We start from the raw sequence: 19400 nt of genomic DNA, 5'->3' as shown, positions 1-19400 counted from the left end.
CGCGCCCAGGACCGGCCCGGCGATGATCGCGCCGCCCAACCCGGACACGATCGAGTACAGCGCGAGCGCACCCAGCCGGATGACGGTGCGGCGCAGGTTCGCCGGGCGCGCGCCGCCGGCGAGGCCGAGGATCGCCGCCGCCAGGTAGCCGCCCACGATCCAGCCGATGACCAGGTAGAACGACGACAGGCCCCGGCCGTCCCCGGCGGCCGGGGGCCGGATGTCCACCGTCCGCACCTGCCGGTGCCGCGACTGCTCGATCCCGGCCGCGATCTGCTGGGTCGTGCTGGAGACGGCGGGGCCGCTCGCGGACGCCACCAGCAGCGTGTCGGTGCTGCCGCGCGGTTCCACGACGATCGCCGCGTCCACCGTCCGGTCCAGGATCAGCCGCCGGGCCCGCCGCTCGCTCGGGGCCGTCCGCGCCTTGAGCGGCGCGTCCCTCAGCCCGTTCAGCTGGGCGGCGACCTGCGCCGCCGTCCGTCCGGGGGCGACGACGGCGACCGGGATGCGGTGCGGGGACGGCGAGTGGAACGCGCCGATGTAGGACAGGATGAACGCCAGCTGCAGGATCAGCACGCCCACGACCAGGGCGAAGGAGCGCACCGTCACGGCGTCGCGCAACTCCTGGGCGAAGCCGCGGTCGGGCGGCGCGGGCGGGCCGGTCGCGGGTGTGCTCATGCCGCTGACGTACCCGCTCTACGGCCGCTACTCGCGGGGGAAGCGCAGCACCCAGCGGCGCTGCCAGGGCGTTTCGACCGCCTTGCGGTGGTAGTTCTCCCGCGTCCAGGCGACGGCGCGCTCCGCCGGCACCCCGGACAGCACGGCCAGGCAGGCGATCACGGTGCCGGTGCGGCCGACGCCGCCGCCGCAGGCGACCTCGACCCGCTCCCCGGCGCCGGCGCGCGCGTGCAGGTCGCGGATGAGCGCGACGGCGCGCTCCTTGTCGCGGGGCAGCAGGAAGTCCGGCCAGAGGAGCCTCCGGGCAGTTCGATGGCGCCCTCAAGGCGTGTGTTGACCATCGCCCCATCCTGGCGCGGCGCACCGCACCGCGCCCGGCCGTGCGCTGAGAGCGGACGCCCGCGGGGTAGCGTCGGGAAGATGACCAGTGCGCAATTGCTCACCGACGCCTTCGACCGGATCCAGGAGGTGGTCCACGAGGCCGCCGACGGGCTCGGCCCGGACCGGCTCGCCTTCCGCGCCGACGCCGAGGCCAACTCCATCGCCTGGCTCGTGTGGCACCTGACCCGCGTCCAGGACGACCACATCGCCGACGCCGCCGGCACCGCCCAGGTCTGGACGTCCGCCGGCTGGGCGGACCGGTTCAAGCTGCCGCTCGACCCGTCCGAGACCGGCTACGGCCACGACCCGGACCAGGTCGCGGCCGTCCGGGTCGAGTCGGCGGACCTGCTCACCGGCTACCACGACGCCGTGCACGACCGGACCGTCGACTACGTCGGCACGCTGACCGACAAGGACCTCGAACGCGTCGTCGACACGGCCTGGGACCCGCCCGTCACCCTCGCGGTCCGCCTGATCAGCGTGATCTCCGACGACCTCCAGCACGCCGGCCAGGCCGCCTACGTCCGAGGCCTCCTCCAACGCACCTGACCCCAGGGCGGCGCGCCCGCGGCGCGGAAAGGGCCGGCGCGACCGTCGATGGTCGCACCGGCCCTCCCCTCGGGACGGGTCAGTCCCTCATGCCATCAGCGGCCGGAGGAAATGCTCGACGACGGGGATACATGTCATGAACATGCCCCCCGTCAGGGTGAGGCCCGCCAATATACGCATAGTGCGTCCTTATCTATGAGTATTTTTCGTCTCCGACATTTTTCCCATCGGCGGCGAACTCCCAGAAACTTAGCATGACGGTCACCAAACTCGCCCGCAGAACACCGGTGAAGCGGGCGACTTTTCGGTGCATCTTAGAACGGCATTTCACAATAAATGCCACTATCTACGCTTTCAGCCCTCGGAGGCGTCACCGGAGTCCAGAAGGCGCGCCCGGAGGACATCCGCCTCCGGAACACCCAGAACCTCATAGAGTTCCAGGGCCTTGCGACGGTGCGCCTCGGCGTGGGCCGGCCCGCGGGTCCGTGCGGCCACCTCGCCGAGGCCGTCGAGGGCGCGCGCCTCCTGGTAGGCGTCGGCCATCGCACGGGCGAGCGCGAGGGAGCCCTCGAAATGGGCGCGCGCGACCGCGGCGCGTCCCGCGCGCAGGTGCGTCTCGCCGAGGCCGTGCAGGGCACGGGCCTCCTCGAACCGCTCGTACAGTTCGCGCGCGAGGCCGAGGGCCTGCCGATGATGCACGGCGGCCTCGCCGTCGCGTCCGAGTTGGGCGAAGCAGGCGCCGATGTTGTTGAGCGAGTCGCACTCGCCGCGCCGGTCGCCGATCTCCCGGTAGATGGCGAGGGCCTCCCGGTAGCGGCCGATCGCCTCGTCCGCGCGGCCGGTCTCGCGGTGGACGGTCGCGACGTTGTTCAGCCAGATCGCCTGGTGCTGCCGGTTCATCTCCCGGATGCCGGCGGCGTCCAGGTAGTGGCGGAGGGCGGCGTCGTACCGGCCGGCACCCGCCTCGATGTCACCGATGTTGTTCAGCATGATCTGCCGGCCGCGCGCGTCCCCGATGTCCTGGTAGAGGTCGAGGGCCGCGTTCATCCGTTCGGCCGCCTCCGTGTAGCGCCCGAGGTGCCACAGCACGATGCCGAGATGATTGAGCACCTCGGCCTCTCCCCCGGCGTGCGCCTCGGCGCGGTAGCCCGCCAGTGCCTGCTCGTAATAGCCGAGCGCGACGTCGAATTCGGAGCGGTGCCAGTGGACGAGGCCGAGCTGGTCGAGCAGCGCGGCCGCCGCCCGCCGGTCATCGCGGGCCCGCGCGATCCGCAGCCCCTCGTCCGCGGCGACGAGGGCCCTGTCGTGGTCGCCCGCCCGCCAAAGGAGCCGGCTCAACTCGGTCAGGGCCCGGACGAGGCCGGCCTCGTCCCCGCCGCCGCGCGCCGCCTCGGCCATGCGCTCCTGCAACCGGGTGGCGTCGCCCCACTGCCCGGCGGCCTCCAGAAGTGGGGCGAGGATCGCGGCGAAGGAGGCCGCGGCCCGCTCGCGGCCGGTGTCCGCCGCGCACAGGGCGGCCCGGACCAGGTCGCCGGTCTCCGCCGCGAGCCGGCGCCGCGCGCCGTCGGCGGAATCGAGCGGCGGCTCCGGCGCGCCGTCGTCGGCGGGCCCGTCCCGCTGTGCGCCGAGGAGCCGCTCCGCGCGCTCGGCCCTGCCGAGGTAGTGGTCCAGGACCCGGTCGACGGCCGCCGCGTGCCCGGCCGGCGGGTCGTCGGCGGCCAGCCTGGCCGCGTACTCGCGGACCAGGTCGTGGAACCGGTAGCGGCCGGGACGCGGCCCGGTGATCAGGTGATGGTCGAGCAGCGTCTCCAGGACGGCCTCCGCCCGGGCCCGCCCGGTGCCGAGCAGCGCGGCGGTGTCGGCGGCGGTGATGTCGGCGCCCGGATGCAGGCCGAGGAGGCGGAACGCCTCCCGGTCGGGGTCCGGAAGGCAGGTGTACGACAGCCGGAACACGGCGGTCAGCTCCCGGTCCTCCGCCCGGATCTCGGTGAGCGGATCGCGGCCCTCGCCGAGCCTCTCGGCCAGGTCGGCGGCGCTCCAGCCCGGCCGGTGCAGGAGCCGGGCGCCCGCCAGCCGGAGGGCGAGCGGAAGCCGCCCGCACAGGCGAACGACCGCCCGCACTCCCGGATCGCCCGGGGCGGCACGCCCGCCGGCGGCCCGGGCGAGCAGCTCGGCCGCGTCATCGGTCCCCGGCACGTCCAGGCTGAGCGGACGGGCGCCCTCCAGTCCCGCGAGCCGGTGCCGGCTGGTGACGACGACGAGGCTGCCGGGCGTGCCGGGCAGCAGCGGCCGGATCTGCTCATGGCCCGACGCGTCGTCGAGGACCAGCAGCACCCGGCGGCCGGCCAACTCGCTCCGCCACAGCGCGGACTGCTCGTCCAGGGTCGGGCGGAAGCGGTCCTCGTGGACGCCGAAGGCCAGGAGCAGCCGTTCGAGCGCCGAGGCCGGGCCGAGCGGGTCCTGCGCGGCGTCGTGGGCGTGCAGAGGGAGGAAGATCCGCCCGTCCGGATAGCGGGCGGCGAGCCGGTGCGCGAGGCGCACCGCCAGGACGGTCTTGCCCACGCCCGGCATCCCGTCGACGGCGAGCACGGTGACCGCGGTGCCGTCCTCGCCGGCCAGCTCGGTGAGCCGGGCCAGCTCGGCCTCGCGCCCGGTGAAGGTGTGCAGGTCGCCCGGCAGATCGTTGGGCGGGCGGGCGCTGCGCGGGCGGGGCGCCGCGCGCGTCAACTCGGGGTCGGCCGCCATGATGCGCCGGTGCAGGTCGCGCACGTCGGCGCCGGGCGCGACGCCCAGCCGCTCGTCCAGCCGCTCCCGGAGCCGCTCGAACGCGCGGACGGCGTCGCCGGTGCGGCCGCACCGGTGCAGCGCCAGCATCAGCAGTTCGGTGCACTTGTCGTCCTCGGGGAACCGGGTGGTGAGGTCGTCCAGCTCGGCCAGGACCTCGGCGTGGCGGTCCTGCCCGAGTTCCAGGGCGAGACGGTCGAGGACTCCGCCGAGCAGTTCCCGCTGGATCGCGTTCCGGCTGAGCTCGGCCCAACTGCCGTCGACGCCGCCGAGCGGGACGCCGCGCCACAGCGTCCCCGCCTCGCGCAGCAGCGTGATGGCGTGCTCAGGGTCGCCGCTCGCCGCGATGGACCGGGCCTGCGCGCACAGTTCCCGGAACCGGTGGTAATCGATCGTCGCGGGGTCGGCCTCCAGCGTGTAGGCGCCGGATCGGTGCGGCAGCCGGATGTCGCCGTCCAGCGCTTGCAGGCGGCGCCGCAGCCGGGTGACCTGGGAGTGCAGCAGCGCCCTGGCACGGGCCGGCGGGCGTTCGTCCCAGAGCCGGTCGATCAGCGTCTCGGTGGCCACCGGGCGGCCGGCGTTCAACAGCAGGACGGCGAGCACCAGCCGTTCCTTGGCCCAGCCCGGATCGTGCCGCTGCCCCCGCGCCCACAGTTCCACCTGGCCGAGCACGCGGAATTCCATCCGCTCTCCCTCACCGGGAAAGACACCCTGACCTCGCCATGACCGTCTTTGACAAGAACGATCATCGCATTGTCAAGTTCGGATGGCCACAAGTGAGCGATGTGTTCCCTGGCCGGTATGGGCCGGGCGCTCCGGGGTTCCGCAACCCCGCCCGCAAGTGCCACCGCAAGGACACCGCAAGAACGGTTCTGCAGCATCGGCGGCGGGTCGCGTCGAATCGACAATCGCAGCGCCGGACCACAAGGGGGCACAAGCGCGATGTCAGGCAGTGAATGGCGGCGGGTTCCGATAGGGCTCGACGCGGGACGGTGGGCGACGGGCGGCGCGTGCAGGACCGTCCTGATGATCGTCCACACGGTCACCTCGGGGCAGCGGCTGCTGGAGGCGGCCCGGCTCCTGGAGAACGACCTGCGCGTCCAGGTGGTGTTCACCCAGGGACCCGACGTGTTCGGCGAGGAAGTGCAGCGGTTCCTGGCGCGCCTCGGGGCCGCGACGGTGTCCTGGGCACAGGCGACCCAGACCCGGTTCGACCTCGCGATCGCGGCGAGCCACGGCGGCCTCCACGAGGTGCACGCGCCGCTGATCGTGATGCCGCACGGGGTCGGCCACACCAAGTTCGTCGCCCGGCGCGCCGGGCGCGCGGCGGGCAGCCGGCTGGCGTACGGGCTGGATCCGCAGCGGCTGGTGCACGACGGCGCCCTCGTCCCGTCGACCATCGCGCTGGCGCACCGCGACGACCGGGCGGCGCTGGCCCGCTCGTGCCCGGAGGCGCTGCCGGCGGCCGGCGTGGTCGGCGACCCGTGCTACGACGTGCTGGCCGCCAGCCGGGACCGGCGGGCCTCCTACCAGGTGGCGCTGGGCGCGGGCGGCGGCCGCAAGCTGGTGGTCGTCGCCTCGACGTGGGGGCGCCACTCGCTGCTCGGACGCCGTCCCGGCCTGTGGCCGCGGCTGATGGCGGAGCTGCCGGAGGAGGAGTTCCAGGTCGCGACGCTGCTGCACCCGAACGTGTGGTCGGGGTACGGGTCGTGGCAGGTGCGGACGTGGCTGGCGGGCTGCGTGCGCCGCGGTATGAGGCTGGTACCGCCCGAGGCCGACTGGCGGGCGGTGCTGGCCGCCGCCGACTGGGTGTTGGGTGACCACGGGTCCGCGACGGTGTACGGGGCCGTGGCCGGGGTCCCGGTGCTCCTCGGAGCGTTCCACGAGGCTGACGTCGCGCCGGACTCGGCGGCGGCGCGGCTGGCCGAGAGCGCGCCGCGGATCACCGGCCGCGGTTCGCTGCGCCGCCGGCTGGCACAGGCCGCCGGCGGCTTCCGGCCGGAGTCACTGCTGCCGGTCGCGGAACGGATCACCTCCGAGCCGGGCCGGTTCGCTCGCAACATGCGCCGGCTGATGTACCGGCTGCTGCGGCTGCCGCAACCCGCCACCGTGCCGGTGACGCCGCCCGCAGACCTGATGTTCCTGGACCGTCAGGGGATGCGCCATGACTGAGAGGATCGTGCACACCCGGCTGTTCGGGCTGGACCGCGCCCTCTGCGTGGCCCGGCCCGGGCGGGGCACCGCCGGCGACGTGGCCGCCGTGCTGGTGATCCCGCGCGGCGGCACGACCCGCGAACCGCGGCTCGCGCTGTTCACCGCGTCGGAGGCGGCGCTTCCCGCGCCGCCCGGCCGGCTCCGCGCCGCGGACGCCCACACGGTCGTCCGTCACGATGACAGCGGGGACGGCCGGCGGCTGGAGACCGCCGACGTGCTCGCCGGGCCGGTGGGCGGGCCGCCATCGGCCGCGACCGCGCGCCTGGGCGCACTGCTGCACCGCTACCCGGGCTGCGGCGTGGCGGTCGGCCACACCCGCGGGGGCTCCCTGGCGGTGCTGCGCTCCGGCCGGACCGTGCGCGCCGCCGTCCCGCCGGGCGCCGAGGATCTGTGGCGGGAGGTGTACGGCTCGTTCCTCTACTGCTGGACGGCGGCGGGCCTGCCTGCCGACGACCTGGACCGCGCGATCGTCGTCCCGGGGCGTCTGCACGGCGCGGACTCCGGCCCGGCCTGCCTGCTGGAGGCCGTCGGGAGGGTCGAGCTGATCCCGTCCGCGCCCGACGGGACGGCCGTGCGGGGAGCGGCGTCGTGACCGCGGCGATCGTCGTGGCGGGCGTCGTGAGCCTGTACGTGTCGGCCGCCGTCGGAGAGTTCCCCGTGCGGTACGCGCCGTCCCGGCGTCCAGGCTGGATGGAGGCGGGCGTGTCCGGTGCCGCGGGGCACATCGCCCGGGTCCAGCGGATGCTCGGCGACGACGTGCGGTTGTGCGCCCCGGTGGGCCGGGACGCGGCGGGCCTGCTGATCCGCGGCGAGCTGGGCCGGCTGGGTCTGGCCGGGCCGGGGATCGTCGACAGTCCCGCGTCGTGCCTCGGGCTGGTGCTGGTGGGACCGGGCGGGCGCCGGATGGGACTGCCCCACCTGGCACCCGCCGACCGGATCGCCTACCCGTTCGAGCTCCTGGCGGAGCAGGCGCGCGGCGCGGACATGGCGGTGCTCACCAACGCCCGGTTCGTCCGGCCGCTGGTGCCTCGCGCCGCCGGCCTCGCCGTGCCGATCGCGGTGGACGTGCACCGCATCGCCGACCCGGCGGACGAGTACGACCGGCCGTGGTTGGAGCACGCCGACGTGGTGTTCTGCAGCCATGAGCGGATCGGCGAGCCCCGCGCCTGGATCGCCGCGCTGTTCGCGCGCCACCGCCGCTGCCGAATGGTGGGCGTCGGCAGGGGTCCGCGCGGCGCCCTGCTCGGACTGCGCGACGGGACCCTCATCGCGGTGGAGGCCGTGACGCCGGGCGCGCCGGTGAACACCTCCGGGGCCGGCGACGCGCTGTTCGCGACCTTCCTGCACGTCCTGCTCGACACCGGGGACCCGGTGGCGGCGCTGCGGTCGGGTGTCGTGCACGCGGGCTGGAAGATCGCCCATCGGCTGCCGGTCGCGGCGTCGCTGCCCCCACCGGAGCTGGCCGCACTGCTCGACGCGGCGCCCCCGGAGGCCCGGGTGGGACGCTGGGATCGCTGACCCGCCGGCCCGGTCACTCCGGGTTCGGGCTCTGACCGGAGTCGGTGGCCGCCGCCAGCCGCTCGTCGAGGGTCCTGGTGGACGCGCCCGCGTCCACCAGGACCTCGCGTGCCCGGTGGTAACGCCGCAGCGCCTCGTCCCGCCTGCCGTCCCGCAGCGCCAGGTCGCCCAGGACGAGCAGCGCGTCCGCCTCGCCGGCGGCCGAACCGATCTCGCGCATCGCCACGAGGCCCCGGCGTACCAGTTCCTCGGCCCCGCGTCCTTCGGCGGCTCGGGCACGGCCGAGCAGCACCAGGACGCGGGCCTGATTGTAAGGGTCGTCGGCCGCCGCCAGGGAGTCCCGTGCCGCGGTAAGGATCGCGGCCGCCTCCGTCTCGCGCCCGCTGCCGAGGAGGGCCGCGGCGAGGTCGCAGAGGGTCAGCGCCGCCCGGCGGTCGTCGCCGGCGGCGCGGTAGGCGCCCAGCGCCGAGCGGAAGTGGGCGCCGGCCGTGTCGAACCGGCTCCGGTCCAGCTCGAGCAGGCCGATCCTGCGTTCGGAGCCCGCGAGCCGGGACCGGTCCCCGAGTTCCCGCCAGATGTCGCGGGCGGCCAGGAAGTCGCGCGCCGCCTCGTCGGGGCGGGCGAGGTCGCGAAGTGCCAGTCCGGTCCGGTTGAGCATCTTCGCCTCGCCCGCGCGATCGCCGGCCGCACGGGCCGCCGACAGCCCGATCCGGTCGAACCCGAGCCGCCGGGCCTGCCGGCCACGGTGCAGGAACAGCGGCCACGCCCCGTCCACGATCAGGTACGCCGCCCGGTTCAGCCCGGCGGCGCGCGCCCTCTCCGCCACCGCCTCCAGGTCGGCGAACTCCCGGTCCAGCCAGCCGAGCGCCTGCGCGGCGGAGTCGAAAGCCGGCGGTTCGGGCACGCCCGGCTCCGGCGGCGGGCCGGGCAGCCTCCGGTACGGCGCGGCGGCCCGGCTCGCGGCGAGCGTGGCGGCGGCCGTCCAAACGGCCAGGCGGGTGAGCGCCGCGGCGCGTTCATGCTCCGGTTCGCGGGTCTCTGCCAGCCCGAGGGCGTGCAGCCGGGTCAGCTCGTGGAAGCGGTAGCGGGCGCCCGGCGCGTCGTCCAGCAGGTTCACCTCGGCCAGTTCATCCAACCGCTCCCCCGCCTCGGTCGCCGCCGTGCCGGTGAGCGCGGCCGCCACGCCGTGGTCGAACGTCCTGCCCGGGTAGGTGCCGAGCAGCCGGTACAGGCGCCGGGCCGGGCCGGGAAGGTTTCGGTACGACAGCTCCAGCGCGGCCCTCACCGTCATGTCGCCCTCCGCGTCGCGCGCCGCCAGCACCTCGAGCCGGCGGCGCTCCTCGGTGAGGGCGCCGACCATCTCACCGAGCGGCCAGCGCGGGCGGGTGGCGAGCCGGGCGGCGGCGACGCTGAGGGCGAGCGGCGAACGCGCGCAGAGGTCGACCAGCCGGGCCGCCATGTCCGGCTCGGTCTCCACACGGCCGGAACCGAGCGCCCGGCCCAGCAGTTCCATCGCGGCGTCGGCGCCGAGCGGACCGAGCTGGACGCCTCGGGCACCGTGCACCAGCAGCGCGGCGAGCCGCCACCGGCTGGTCACCACGGCGACGCCTCCGGGCGCGCCCGGCAGCAGCGGCGTCACCTGTGCCACCGAATAGGCGTCGTCGAGGACGACCAGCAACCGCCGCCCGGACGTCAGGGACCGGTACAGGGCGGCCCGCTCGGCCAGGCCGGACGGCACCCGGTCGGCGGCGACGCCGAGGCCGCGGATGAAACCGCCGAGGACGTCTCCGGGGCGTGCCGGACGGACGGCCGAATGCGCCCGCAGGTCCGCGTACAGCTGCCCGTCGGGGAACGCGTCAAGGCGGCGGTGTGCCCAGTGCAGCGCGACCGCGGTCTTGCCGATGCCCGCCGGCCCGGTCACCACCGCGACGGCGGGCGGACCGGCGCTCGCCCGGTCGAGGGCACCGAGCGCCTCGTCACGGTCGACCAGGGCGACGGCGCCGGGCAGCTGCCGCGGCCGGGGCAGCCCGGCGGCCGGAACGTGCAGGTGGACGCCGCCGCGCACGTCACGGGCCTGGACGAGGCCGCCGATGACGGTGGCGTCCACCTCGTTGACGGGCCCGCCCGTCCCTTCACCGTCCCCCGGTCGCGTGTGCATCGCCCTACAGTGCGTGAGGATCCGGGCCGGGGCCGCCGCCTGCGGGCGTTGCGGCGGCGGTCCGGCCTACGTCATCCTCGACTTTACTGTGCGCGGCACCCCGGTCAAGGCGGAGTCAAGAGCCGGGGGGTCAGCCGGTGGTCACGGTGCGGTCGAGGGCGCTGCCCTTGACCCACTTCTTCCAGGACATCTGGTAGTAGCCCCAGCCGTTGTCCCAGCCCAGGTCGCGGTCGGTGCCGGTGATGATCACCGGGTCGCCGCGGTAGGAGAACTTGTAGAACCAGCGGGCCGCGGAGGGCGGGGAGTTCACGCAGCCGTGGCTGACGTTCTGGTGGCCCTGCGCCCACACCGTCGAGGCCATCGAGTGGATGTACTCGCCGCTGTTGGAGATCCGCACCGCGAACGGGATGACCTCCTTGTAGCCGCCGGGCTCGTCCGGCTTCACGCCCATCCACTCCGACGTCATGATCGCCGGATTCTCCTTGCCCATGGTCAGGTGGACGCCGCTGGTGGTGGCGTAGGTGTCCACCCCGTTGACCACGCGGCCGCCGCGGCCGGCGCTGATCGGCCAGCTCTTCACCTTCTTGCCGTTCTTCTTGACGGTCAGGTGATGGGTCTTGGTGCTGGCGGTGATGATGTGGGAGTCGCCGACGCTGAACTTGCGGCTGAAGTCGCTCGTCCCGTAGGTCTTCTTGCCCGACTTCACGCCCGACAGCTTGGCGGTGAAGGTGACCTTCTGGTTGGGCTGCCAGTAGTGCCCGTTCTGCGTCCGGAAGATCGCCTGGGTGTCGCCGACCCAGTGCCAGGCGCCGGTGGCGGGCTTGCTGGACTTGACCTCCAGGGCCTGCTCGACGGCCTTCTTGTCGCCGACGGCGCGGTTGAAGGTGACGATGATCGGCATGCCGACGCCGACCTTCTCGCCCGAGGTCGGGGAGACGTCGGTGATGTCGAGCTCGTTGGCCGCCTTGAGCGTCTTGAAGGTGGAGTTGACGGTGGTCGACTTGCCCTTGGGGCTGGTCGCGACCGCGGACACCTGGTACTGGGAGCCGGGACGCAGCGTGCGCGACTTCCACGACTTCTTGTCGGCCGCCATCGCGCCGTCCACCGGCTTGCCCTTGCGGGTCACGGTGACCTGCTGCAGCGTGCCGCCCGCCGCCGTGACGGTCACGCCGTGCTCGGGCGCCGCCTTGCCGTTGCCGTTGCCCGGATCGATCGTCACCTGCGGCACGGCGGCGTCGCCCTTCTCGCCGACCGGGACGCCGTGCTCCTTCTCGCCGCCCGAGCAGGCGGTGGTGAGGAGCAGCACGGCCCCCGCCATCCCCGCACCGGCCCGGACACCCGCGGACACCCTCCGCTGCACGTCAAACCTCCAGAACCCCGCCGTCTATCTCAGCGACATTAGCGACAAAATCCCGTGATGAGGCCACGACCCGGGGTTTTGGCCGTAGTCCGAGATCAAAGCGTTGCAACCGGACAACGGTCGGTAGCGCGGATCGCGCGCCGCCGGGGCGGGCCCGCCGTGCTCAGCCAAGGGCGCCGCCCTCCTTCCACTTGGCGAACGGCAGCTGCCAGAAGCTCCAGCCGTTGTCCCACTCGACCTGGCGGTCGGTGCCGGTGAGGTTGAGCACATCGCCGCGCTGGGCGATGCCGTAGAACCACTCGGCGTTCGCGGGGCTGACGTTCAGGCAGCCGTGGCTGACGTTCGCCGACCCCTGCGAGCCGACCGACCAGGGCGCCGAGTGGACGTACTCGCCGCTGTTGGAGAAGCGCACCGCGTTGTCGACGACCTCCTGGTAGTAGCCCGGGTCACCGGGCTGCCGGCCCGGGGACGTCATCGTCACGGGGTTGCCCTTGTCCATCAGCAGGTGGACGCCGCTGGTGGTGGTGAACTCCCGGGTCTCGCCGTTGCCCGCGCTGAACGGGATCGTCCGCAGCTTCCGGCCGTCCCGCGTCACCGTCATGTGGTGGCCGCCGATGTCGCCGGTGGTGATCTGCGCGGCGCCGACGTTCATCGTCGCCGCGGCGTCCGCGGCCCCGTAGACGCCGCCTCCGGCGTTCACGCCCGCCAGGTCGGCCCGGAACCGGACGGTCTGGTGCGGCTGCCAGTAGGTCTTCGTGCGGTAGACGACCTCCTGGGACCCGATCCAGCGCCAGGCGCCCTCGACCGGCTTGTCCGGGGACACGTGCAGGACCTTCTCCACCGCCGCCTTGTCGGCGACCGGGCGGTCGAACTGCAGGATGATCGGCATGCCGACACCGACCTTCTCCCCGGGGAGGTTCGGCGTGACGTCGGTGATGGACAGCGTCTGCGCCGGGGTCAGCGTGGTGAACGCGCTGGTCACGGTGCGCAGCTTGCCGCCGCTCTTGGCCTGCGCGGTCACGGTGTAGGTCGCGCCGGGCGTCATCGTGCGGGTCGAGCGCCACGTCTTGTGGCCGCCGGTGAGCCGTCCGGTGACGGCCGAGCCCTTGTTCCCCTGGACGGTGACCTTCGCCAGCTTCCCGCCGGACGCCTTCACCTCGATCACCGCGTCCGGCTTGACCGCGCGCGTCCCGGTCGCCGGTGTGATCGTCATCGTGGTGTCGGACTCGCCCGCCGACAGCACGCCCGTGCCGCCGATGCCGCACCCCGCCGCGAGCACCGCGACGGCACCCGCGATTCCGGTCGCCGCCACTGCCGGCCGCCCGTTGATCGTCACGAAACTCCCCCAAGTCCCAAGACTCACCCGTCTTCGGTGAATGCCTGTACAAAGGGAGATGGGCGCGGAGCCCGAAAAGTTCGCGCGGACGCCGGGGAACAGCAGCTCAGGACGTCGGGGGGCCGGCCGGGCCGGGGGTCAGGCCGCCGGGGAGGGGTCGCGGTTCACGTGCCGCAGGAGCCGCTTGAACCCCATCACCGAGACGCCGACGCCCAGGGCGCCGAGGCCGGCGACCATGCTGGTGCGCAGCCACAGGTAGGTGCCGATCGACTCGTTGAACAGCATCCACAGGCTGAGCCCGACGTTGACGAACAGCACCATCGACCACAGCAGCGAGATGCGCAGGAAGAACTGGTGCACCTTGTCGTGGCGGAAGAAGGCCTCGGGGATCGGCACCATGTCGCGGGCGAGCTTCATCGCCAGCGGCCGGCCGAGCGGCACGGAGGCGAGGAAGGCCATGCTCACCATCAGCGTGCCGAGGGTCGGCTGCAGGAAGTAGACGACGGCGCTGTGCGTGGCCGCCGCCAGGACCGCCCGCACGGTCACGCCGACCGCGGCGAGGAGCAGCATGCCGGAGACGGGATGCCCGCGCAGGTAGCGGAAGATGATGCCGCCGTACACCCACGCGACCGCTGCGGCCAGCGCGCCGTTCAGTCCCAGCAGCGCCAGCGCGGCGTAGAAGACCGCGACGGGCGCGATCACCCCTTCGGCGAAGCGCGGGAGCGCGTGCAGCAGCAGCGCCCGGATCCGCGGCAGTTCGAAGTGGTGCCCGCCGCCCTCGGCGACCACGGCCACCGCCGTCGCGCCGGAGGGCCCGGCCGCCGTCGCGGCCGGCGTCGTCGCTGGTCGTTCCATCGAGTGCTGCGCTCCCCGATCGGTGTGCATGGACTGATGCATGGCCTGGGATGCCGTCACGATTCGCACCACCGTACGTGATGATCCGCGCGCATCTTCCCGTTTTGACGAACCTGGGGGCGTCCGTGTTCCGACCGTCCGTCGGATTGCTCTCTCATCCTGCGACTTCCCCCCACAGAGCGATCTATTGAGGCGTTTTGTCTCTTAGTTCGGATTTCTCCCTCTCTTGGTGCGGGCCGCGGCCGGAAGCGGTCAGGAGTCCGGCGGCGCGGGCTGGACGTCGCGGGCGGCGGCGTAGATCGCGCGCAGCGTGACCGCCACCGACGGCCGCCGCACGCTGGCCCGCCGCGTCACCGCGTACACCTCCCTGGCCAGGGTGCATTCCGGGATCCGGCGCACCGCCACGCCCCGGTCGCCGGCCGCCAGCGCCAGCGCGGGCACCGCGGTGATCCCGATCCCCCGCGCCACCAGGCTGAGAATGGTGTGCAGGCCCTCGAACTCCCACGGGACGGGCCGGGCGCCGCCGACGGTGTCCAGCAGCCGCTCGACGGCCTGCCGGGACGGCTCGCCCGGCGGCGCCGCCATCCACGGCTCCTCCCGCAGCCGCTGCAGCTCCACGGGACGGCCCGGGTCCGACATCGGGTGCGCGGCCGGGACGACCAGCACCAGCGGGTCGCGGCGCAGGTGGAAGAACTCCAGCACCGCCGGGGACTGGTCGGGGACCTTGCCCGTCCAGTCGTCGATCAGCGCGATGTCGACCTCGCCGTTCTGCACCTGGCGGACGCCGTCGCCCGGACGGGTCTGGCGGAGCACGAAGGTCAGCCCCGGATGCTCGCCGAGACTGCGCGCCAGCGCGGGCGCGAACGCGACGGCGGCGGTCGGGAACGCGGTGACCACCACGCGCCCCGTGGGCGTGTCGGCCTGCGCGGACAGCTCCGCCTCCGCGGTCTCCACCAGGCTCAGGATCTCCTCGGCGCGCGCGGCGAGGCGCCGCCCCGCGTCGGTCAGCTCCGCGCTGCGCGCCGTCCGGTCCAGCAGCGGGACGCGGGCCTGGCGTTCCAGCGCGGCCAGCTGCTGGGAGACCGCCGACGGGGTGTACCCGAGGGCGGCGGCGGTCGCGGCGATGCTGCCGCGGCGGGCGAACTCGGCGAGCAGCCGCAGGCGGCGCAGCTCCAGCATCACTCCAGCTTACGGTCACCATCGCCGAGACTCGCTTGTGATGATGCTGAATGCGGGAAAGCATTGATCGAACCCGGCCGGGTCGCACAGGGGGATTCTTCCGCCGCACACCGTTGTTCTCGTCATGCCCTTTGGAGCGTTGATGGCTGCCCATAACCTGCCCGCGCACGATCGCCCGGCCCGGCCCGTGTCCTTCGCGCCCCGTCCCGTCCCGCTTTCGCCGACGCTCGCGGTGAACGAGGCGCTCGCCCGCAAGCGCCGGGAGGGGGTGCGCGTCCTGCCGCTGGGCTTCGGGGAGGCCGGCATCCCGATCCATCCCGCGCTGACGCGGGAGCTCGCCGCCGCCGCCGGGCGCGGCGGCTACGGCCCCGTCGCCGGGTCGGCCGCCCTCCGCGCCGCCGCGGCCGGGTACTGGGCGCGGCGCGGGCTCCCGACCGACCCGTCCACGGTCGTGTGCGGCCCGGGCAGCAAGCCGCTGCTGTTCGCCTTGCTGATGGCGCTCGGCGGGGACGTGGTGGTGCCCGCGCCGAGCTGGGTCAGCTACGCCGCGCAGGCGCCGCTCGCCGGGGTGCGGCCGGTCCGGGTGGCGACACCGCCGGGCGAAGGCGGGGTGCCGAGCCCGGCGCTGCTCGCCGACGCGGTCGTGCGCGCGCGGGCCGCCGGGCGGACCGTCCGGACGGTGATCGTGACGCTGCCGGACAACCCGACCGGCACGCTCGCCTCCGCGGAGACCGTCCGGCGGCTGTGCGCGGTGGCCCGCGACCTCGACCTGGTGATCATTTCGGACGAGATCTACCGCGATCTCGTGCACGACCCCGCCCGCGCGGTGCCGTCCCCCGCCCGGTACGCGCCGGAGCGGACGGTGGTGACGACGGCGCTGAGCAAGAGCCTGGCGGCCGGCGGCTGGCGCCTGGGGGTGGCGCGGCTGCCGGACGGCCCGTTCGGCGCGGCGCTGCGCTCCGGCCTGCTCGGGACCGCCAGCGAGATCTGGTCCAGCGCGCCCGCCCCGATGCAGCACGCCGCCGCGTACGCGTTCGCCGAGCCGCCGGAGCTCGTCGAGCACATCGACCGCAGCCGCCGGCTGCACGCGGCGGTCGCCCGGGCGGTCGCCGGCCGGTTCACCGCGGCGGGGGCCCGGGTGCCGCGCCCGCAGGGCGCCTTCTACGTCTATCCCGACCTGGCCCCGCTGCGCGAGGAGCTGCGGGACGGGCACGGCGTGCGGACGTCCGCGGACCTGTCCGGACTGCTCCTGGAGCGCTACGGGGTGGGCGTGCTGCCGGGCAGCGCGTTCGGCGAGCCGCCCGGGGCGCTGCGCCTGCGGGTCGCGCCCAGCCTGCTGTACGGGGAGACCGACGAGCAGCGCCTCGCCGCGCTCGCCTCCCCCGACCCGGCGTCGCTGCCCTGGATCGCCGGCGGCCTGGACCGCCTCTCCGAGGTGCTCGCCGATCTGAAGGAGGCCGCGAGGGCGGGACGGGCCGCGTTCGCCTGACGCGAGACCGCGACCGCGCGAGAGGCGACCGCGGGCGTTCGCCGTGAATGGCGGAGGGTAAGGGAGTCGAACCCCTTCGAGTTTCACCTCGACGTCAGTTTTCGAAACTGCTGCCTTACCGTTCGGCCAACCCTCCTCACGCGGGCGGGAGAGCGCCCGGCGGCGGCCGGAACCGCGTGGACCGGCAGGGAGTCGAACCCTGATCGCTTCCTTGCAAGGGAAGTGTGCTGCCGTTGCACCACAGGCCCATCGAGCGTGCTCAGCAGGGGCGGTAGGAGTCGAACCCACGTTCCGCCGGTTTTGGGGACCGGCCGCCTATCCGGTGGCTCACCCCTTCGTGCCGTCCGTTCGACGTGTTTCGATGATGGGCCTTTTCGCGGCACCGCCGCAAAGCATTTATCGGGCGGCGGGCGGCCTGCCGGAGCGCCCCTCCGCCGGGCGCGGTATGCGACGACCCGGGCACGGAGAGAAACGATCAATATGCGCCCGTACGGCACGTATAAGCGTGGTGTAAGGTCCAACGACGCACGGGGCGAACACCGCGAACACGCCCGTTGGCAGTGGCAGGCAGGTCGAGGGACTTCCTGGCGGGCGGACCCGTGGTGAACCCAGGACGAGCTTGGTGTCACGTACGTGAGGAAAGAAGAAGGCGAGGGGGCCCGCCATGAGGCACGCACGGGACGGGGCTGCCGCGGCGATGGGCGCCGCCTCGAGGATTCTCGTCGCCCGGGGCAAGAACGAGCCCCAGGAGATGGAGAACCCCGACGTCGCGTGGGGGCAGCGCGCGCGTGACGGCGTGTGGGTGCCCACCAAGGACGGGCAGCGCATCCATCTCGGCATCGACGTGGCGGCGGCCGACACGGTCGCGCAGGTGCTGCGGCCCAGCCTGCGGGTGTTCGTCGGCGTGGACGTCGACACCGACATCGTCGCGCAGACGACCGACAACGGCGTGCGGCTGCTCACGGTCGTGCACGGCCCGGACGCCCCCTCGGAGTTCCGCTTCCCCGTGTCCCTCGCCGACGGGCTCGCCCTGGAGGCGATGCCGTCCGGCGGCTACGACGTCGTCCACCTGCGCTACGGCGCGACCGTCGGGCGGCTCTACAACCCCTGGGCCAGCGACTCGATGTTCCGCCAGGTGAAGGCGGACTACACGCTGGAGGGGTCGGTCGTCACCATGCGGGTGCAGCACGCGGACGCCTACTACCCGGTCGTGGCCGATCCCCACTACGCCCGCTGAGGGCGCCCGGCCGGTTCAGGAGCGGGTCCGGCGGATGACGATCGGGTCCTCGAAGTCGAGTTCGCGGCTGATCTGGCGCAGGGTGCCGGCGCCGATCCGGCCCCTGCGGTACAGCGCGGTCAGCTTCGCGCGCTGGGCCTTGACCAGCTCGCCGCGCACCTTGCGGCTGTTGGGCGGCGGGCCGCCGGTCTCGTCCTCCTCGTCCAGGAAGTAGCGGACGCGCTCCAGCCGCAGCTCGAGCATCTGCCGGAACGCCTCGGCGGTCTGGTCGTCGACCTCCTCGTCCTCGGCCAGCTCGTCCAGCCGGGCCAGGGCGGCCTGCAGCCCGGCCTTGCGCGCCGTCATCACCTCCAGCCGGTGCTTGTCGGACTCGATCAGCCCGAGCCCGCGCAGCAGCGGGGGCAGCAGCGGCGCCTGCCCGATCAGCGTGATCAGCACGACCAGCGCGGTGAGCAGCACCAGCACGCCCCGGTCGGGGCCGACGGCGGCGGGCAGCGACAGCGCGATCGCCAGCGAGATCGCCCCGCGCATCCCGCCCAGGCCGATCACCAGCCGCTGCCGCCAGCCGAGGCCCTGCCGGCTGCGCCGGCCGCCCGGCACCAGCCGGGCGAGCGGTCCGTTGCCCAGCTCCCAGAGCAGCCGGACGCCGATGACGACGGCCGACACCGCGAGCGTGGTGAGCAGCACCGCGTGCCAGGTGTGCCCGCCGGGCGCCCGGATGATCTCGCGGATCTCCAGGCCGAGCAGCACGAACAGCGCCGACTCCAGCAGGAAGGTCAGGATCCGCCAGAACGTGGTGCCGGCCAGCCGGGACGCGGGCTGCAGCACGCCCTCGCCGTGGGTGCCGATGGAGAAGCCCGCCACGACGGTCGCCAGCACCCCGGACGCGCCGAAGTTCTCCGCGGGGATGAACGCCAGGTAGGGGGTGACCAGCGAAACGATCACCTGGCTGATGGGGTCCTGGATGCGCCGCCGGATCCGGCGGACCACCACGCCGAGCACCAGCCCGTAGGCGACGCCGCCGAGCACCACCTGGACGAGCCGGACGGCGCCGTGCGCGGGCGCGAACCCGACGCCGATCGCCTCGATGGCGAGCCCGAAGATCGTCAGGGCGACGCCGTCGTTGATCAGGCTCTCGCCCTCCAGGATGGTGACGAGCCGGGCGGGCGCGCCGAGCCGCTGCAGGACCGCGGTGGCGGCGACCGCGTCGGTGGGCGCGACCGCGGCGCCGAACGCCAGCGCGGCGGCCCAGCCGAGGCCGGGCAGGAGCGCGTGCACGGTGGCGGCGACGGCCGCGGTGGTGACGGCGGTCAGCCCGAACGCCAGCGTGACGATGGGGACCGCGTCGGCGCGGGCCTCGCGCGGGGCGGTGAAGAAGGCGGCGTGGTAGACCAGCGGCGGCAGGAACCCCATCAGCACCAGCTCGGGCGGGGCGACCACGGCGGGCAGTCCCGGCACGAAGCCGGCCGCCATGCCGAGCAGCACGAGCACGATCGCGTCCGGCAGCCGCAGCCGCCCGGCCAGCGCCCGGGCCGCCAGGACCACCACGGCGACGACCAGGAACACGATGAACAGCCGGTCCCCCTCCACGCCGTGATCCTCTCCGGATCACGGCGCGGTACGCGCCCGGCGCGCGCCCGGAACCGATCGTGGAACGTTCCC

14 protein-coding genes and 3 tRNA genes are annotated in these 19400 nt (G+C 74.1%); 6 read left to right on the top strand and 11 right to left on the bottom strand.

The annotated features are described in order from the left end of the window. Positions 1–705: 705 nt before the first annotated feature. Positions 706–957: a protein phosphatase gene (locus ACA514_RS07695; RefSeq protein WP_375040688.1), complete on the bottom strand. Its 252-nt coding sequence runs from the start codon at positions 955–957 to the stop codon at positions 706–708. Between the two features lie 141 nt (positions 958–1098). Between ACA514_RS07695 and ACA514_RS07690 the strand changes: the two genes are divergently transcribed. Next, the gene (locus ACA514_RS07690; RefSeq protein ID WP_375040319.1) at positions 1099–1608 is read left to right on the top strand and encodes a DUF664 domain-containing protein; all 510 of its coding nucleotides are present in this window, start codon (positions 1099–1101) and stop codon (positions 1606–1608) included. 354 nt (positions 1609–1962) lie between these two features. On the opposite strand, the gene ACA514_RS07685 is transcribed toward ACA514_RS07690, so the two are convergent. Beyond that, positions 1963–5076, bottom strand: coding sequence for a tetratricopeptide repeat protein (locus ACA514_RS07685; RefSeq protein ID WP_375040318.1), 3114 nt, complete (start codon positions 5074–5076; stop codon positions 1963–1965). Positions 5077–5418: 342 nt separating this feature from the next. Here ACA514_RS07685 and ACA514_RS07680 point away from each other — a divergent pair, with 342 nt between their 5' ends. The 3 genes from ACA514_RS07680 to ACA514_RS07670 are packed head-to-tail and all read left to right on the top strand — an operon-like array spanning position 5419 to position 8124. Further along, positions 5419–6564, top strand: coding sequence for a hypothetical protein (locus tag ACA514_RS07680; RefSeq protein WP_375040317.1), 1146 nt, complete (start codon positions 5419–5421; stop codon positions 6562–6564). Then, positions 6557–7198, top strand: a complete 642-nt coding sequence (locus ACA514_RS07675; protein WP_375040316.1) for a hypothetical protein — start codon at positions 6557–6559, stop codon at positions 7196–7198. Before ACA514_RS07680 ends, ACA514_RS07675 begins: the two co-directional genes overlap by 8 nt. Next, positions 7195–8124 (top strand): carbohydrate kinase family protein, encoded by a 930-nt coding sequence (locus ACA514_RS07670; protein WP_375040315.1) that lies wholly within the window; start codon positions 7195–7197, stop codon positions 8122–8124. The genes ACA514_RS07675 and ACA514_RS07670 overlap by 4 nt, the downstream gene beginning before the upstream one ends. Before the next feature lie 13 nt (positions 8125–8137). Here the strand turns inward: ACA514_RS07670 and ACA514_RS07665 are convergent, their stop codons facing one another. The 5 genes from ACA514_RS07665 to ACA514_RS07645 all read right to left on the bottom strand — a co-directional run bounded on the left by ACA514_RS07665 (position 8138) and on the right by ACA514_RS07645 (position 15012). Further along, on the bottom strand, positions 8138–10282 hold the full coding sequence (locus ACA514_RS07665; protein WP_375040314.1) for a hypothetical protein: 2145 nt from the start codon (positions 10280–10282) through the stop codon (positions 8138–8140). 130 nt (positions 10283–10412) lie between these two features. After that, complete coding sequence (locus ACA514_RS07660; RefSeq protein WP_375040313.1) at positions 10413–11642, bottom strand: Ig-like domain-containing protein; 1230 nt, start codon at positions 11640–11642, stop codon at positions 10413–10415. Positions 11643–11805: 163 nt separating this feature from the next. Continuing rightward, on the bottom strand, positions 11806–12978 hold the full coding sequence (locus ACA514_RS07655; RefSeq protein WP_375040312.1) for an Ig-like domain-containing protein: 1173 nt from the start codon (positions 12976–12978) through the stop codon (positions 11806–11808). Between the two features lie 138 nt (positions 12979–13116). After that, positions 13117–13833, bottom strand: coding sequence for a VC0807 family protein (locus ACA514_RS07650; protein ID WP_375040311.1), 717 nt, complete (start codon positions 13831–13833; stop codon positions 13117–13119). A 252-nt stretch (positions 13834–14085) separates the two neighbouring features. Next, on the bottom strand, positions 14086–15012 hold the full coding sequence (locus tag ACA514_RS07645) for a LysR family transcriptional regulator (protein WP_375040310.1): 927 nt from the start codon (positions 15010–15012) through the stop codon (positions 14086–14088). 142 nt (positions 15013–15154) lie between these two features. Here ACA514_RS07645 and ACA514_RS07640 point away from each other — a divergent pair, with 142 nt between their 5' ends. Further along, positions 15155–16501, top strand: coding sequence for a pyridoxal phosphate-dependent aminotransferase (locus ACA514_RS07640; RefSeq protein WP_375040309.1), 1347 nt, complete (start codon positions 15155–15157; stop codon positions 16499–16501). Between the two features lie 48 nt (positions 16502–16549). Here ACA514_RS07640 and ACA514_RS07635 read toward each other — a convergent pair. The 3 genes from ACA514_RS07635 to ACA514_RS07625 all read right to left on the bottom strand — a co-directional run bounded on the left by ACA514_RS07635 (position 16550) and on the right by ACA514_RS07625 (position 16836). After that, positions 16550–16637: transfer RNA gene (locus tag ACA514_RS07635), tRNA-Ser, on the bottom strand. 41 nt (positions 16638–16678) lie between these two features. Beyond that, positions 16679–16749, bottom strand: a tRNA-Ala gene (locus ACA514_RS07630). Positions 16750–16764: 15 nt separating this feature from the next. Continuing rightward, positions 16765–16836 (bottom strand) — tRNA-Trp (locus ACA514_RS07625). A 329-nt stretch (positions 16837–17165) separates the two neighbouring features. Here ACA514_RS07625 and ACA514_RS07620 point away from each other — a divergent pair. After that, positions 17166–17738, top strand: coding sequence for a hypothetical protein (locus ACA514_RS07620; protein ID WP_344277329.1), 573 nt, complete (start codon positions 17166–17168; stop codon positions 17736–17738). Positions 17739–17753: 15 nt separating this feature from the next. Here the strand turns inward: ACA514_RS07620 and ACA514_RS07615 are convergent, their stop codons facing one another. Further along, positions 17754–19328 carry a Na+/H+ antiporter gene (locus tag ACA514_RS07615; RefSeq protein WP_375040308.1) on the bottom strand — a complete coding sequence of 525 codons (1575 nt, stop codon included), beginning with the start codon at positions 19326–19328 and terminating at the stop codon, positions 17754–17756. Between the last annotated feature and the right edge of the window lie 72 nt (positions 19329–19400).

The organism is Actinomadura sp. NTSP31, from assembly GCF_041951385.1.
Taxonomy (GTDB): domain Bacteria; phylum Actinomycetota; class Actinomycetes; order Streptosporangiales; family Streptosporangiaceae; genus Spirillospora; species Spirillospora napierensis.
Note: the sequence above shows the minus strand (reverse complement) of the source record. Positions and strands in the feature narration are given on the sequence as shown.